The sequence below is a fragment of the Actinosynnema sp. genome (assembly GCF_052038725.1).
Genome location: NZ_JBQGCX010000503.1, coordinates 1 through 1,751, shown reverse-complemented (window position 1 = coordinate 1,751; position 1,751 = coordinate 1). Strand labels below are relative to the sequence as shown.

3 protein-coding genes are annotated in these 1,751 nt (G+C 77.0%); all 3 read left to right on the top strand.

All coding sequences use genetic code 11. From position 1 onward, the window contains the following. Positions 1-199, top strand: a 199-nt coding sequence (locus ACTUAL_RS10080; RefSeq protein WP_440900083.1) for a hypothetical protein, incomplete at its 5' end; no start/stop codon positions are given. A 72-nt stretch (positions 200-271) separates the two neighbouring features. Then, positions 272-1,309: a saccharopine dehydrogenase gene (locus tag ACTUAL_RS10075; RefSeq protein ID WP_440900082.1), complete on the top strand. Its 1,038-nt coding sequence runs from the start codon at positions 272-274 to the stop codon at positions 1,307-1,309. After that, positions 1,302-1,751 (top strand): saccharopine dehydrogenase NADP-binding domain-containing protein (locus ACTUAL_RS10070; protein WP_440900081.1); only part of this gene is annotated, 450 nt, incomplete at its 3' end. The genes ACTUAL_RS10075 and ACTUAL_RS10070, both read left to right, overlap by 8 nt.

Genomic DNA, 1,751 nt, shown 5'->3' with positions numbered 1-1,751 from the left:
GGTGCCGGGCAGGAACTCCATCACCGGGTACGGCACCAAGCAGGGGATCGTCGTCCTCGGCCGCGCAGCGCCGTTCGGCATCGGCGCGGTGATCGGCGGCGGGGCCGACGCCGCCGCCGCGGCGCCGACCGTCCGGGCCGCCGGGCACGCCTTCGGCCCCGCCCCGCAGTCCGGGCCGGAACCGCCTCCGCCTGCGTGACACCGCCGGGGTGAAGGTGTGACACGTCGGGGCGATTTGACGCGCTCAGCACCGGTCTTGTACCCAGAACCGGTGACGACGCGCCTGTGGTTGCGCAGCGAGGTCCGGTCGACCGAGCAGCGCGCCCCGATCACCCCCGCCGACGCGAAGACCCTGGTCGACGCCGGGACCGAGGTCACCGTCGAGGACTCGCCGCGGCGGGTCTTCCCCACCGCCGACTACGCCGCCGCGGGCTGCCGCGTCGTCGAGGCAGGCGGGTGGGTCGACGCGCCCCCGGACGTGGTGGTGGTCGGGCTCAAGGAACTGCCCGACCTGCCGGAGCGGCTGCCGCACCGGCACGTGTTCTTCGGGCACGCCTACAAGGGGCAGCCCGGCGCGCGGGAGCTGCTCGGCCGGTTCGCGGCGGGCGGTGGCGCGCTGCTGGACCTGGAGTACCTCACCGACGACGACGGGCGCAGGCTCACCGCCTTCGGCTACTGGGCCGGGTACCTGGGCGCCGCCCTCACCGTCCTCCACGACCGGGGCGCGCTGCCGACGCCGCTGCGGCCCACCGGGCGCGCCGAGCTGGACGCCGCGCTGCGCGCGCACGACGGGCACAGGCCCACCGCGCTGGTCGTCGGGGCCCTCGGGCGCTGCGGGCGCGGGGCGCGCGACGCGCTCGCCGTCGCCGGGGCCGAGGTCACCGGGTGGGACCTGGCCGAGACCCGGACCCTGGACCGGGCCGCGCTGCTCGGGCACGACCTGCTGGTCAACGCCGTCCTCGCCACCGGCCCCGCCGAACCGCTCCTGCGCCCCGAGGACCTGGACGCCCCCCGCGCCCTGCGCGGCGTCGGCGACGTCAGCTGCGACGCGGGCGGCCCGTACAACCTGCTGCCCGTCTACGACGAGGTCACCACCTGGGACGAGCCCGTGCTGCGCCTGCGCGACGGCGAGCACCCGCTGGACCTGATCGCCATCGACAACCTGCCCTCGCTGCTGGCCGCCGAGTCCAGCGCCGACTTCTCCCGCGACCTGCTCCCCCACCTGCTCGACCTGGACTCCGGTCCGTGGCGGCGCTGCGCGGAGCGCTTCCACACCACCGTCGCCGCCCTGGAGGCCGACCATGCCTGAGCACGCCACCCCCGCATCCGGCCGGGTCCACTGGATCGGCGTCGGCCTGTCCACCGGCGACGGCCTGCGCCAGCTCGCCCGCGCCGCCAGCGAGGTCCTCGTCTGGGGCCGCACCACCGCCCGCGCCGACCAGCGCGTCGCCGAACTCGGCCTCACCGGCGCGGTCCGGACCCGCGCCTACAGCACCGAGGCGCTGGCCGCCGAGGTCGGGCCCGGCGACGTCGTGGTGTCCATGCTGCCCGCGCCCGAGCACCCGGCCGTGCTGCGCGTGTGCCTGGACAACGGCGCCCACTTCGCCAGCTCCAGCTACCTCTCCCCCGAGGTCGCCGAGCTGGCCGCCGACGCCGCCTCGCGCGGCCTGGTCGTGCTCACCGAGGCCGGTCTCGACCCCGGCTCCGACCACCTGCTCGCCCACGACCTGCTCGACCGCGCCGCCGCCGAG